The sequence below is a fragment of the Shewanella electrica genome (assembly GCF_022321485.1).
GTDB lineage: Bacteria > Pseudomonadota > Gammaproteobacteria > Enterobacterales > Shewanellaceae > Shewanella > Shewanella electrica.
Map to the genome: position 1 here is coordinate 1 of NZ_JAKOGG010000869.1, position 229 is coordinate 229.

Annotated in this window: 1 protein-coding gene; it reads right to left on the minus strand. The window is 43.7% G+C overall.

Translation table 11 applies throughout. The features are described 5' to 3' along the window. Positions 1–202 (minus strand): hypothetical protein (locus L9G74_RS22265; protein WP_238899159.1); only part of this gene is annotated, 202 nt, incomplete at its 3' end. Between the last annotated feature and the right edge of the window lie 27 nt (positions 203–229).

The following is a 229-nucleotide window of genomic DNA, read 5'->3' on the forward strand; positions in this document are numbered from 1 at the left end:
AATCGTGATAAAACTCATCGTCTTCTAGCTCGAAACGCACAAAACGATGTTCGTGCGCGAAACTGAGCAAGACATACAGCTCTTCATCGCCCGCGCCATTACATACGGGCGTCACTACATAGCCAGCTAGAAAGTCATAGTCGTCGATAATCGATGGCAGAAAGTAATAGGCGGCATCGAAGTTTTTAATAAGATACTGCAACTTGCATAATGTTTCTGCATCTTCAAT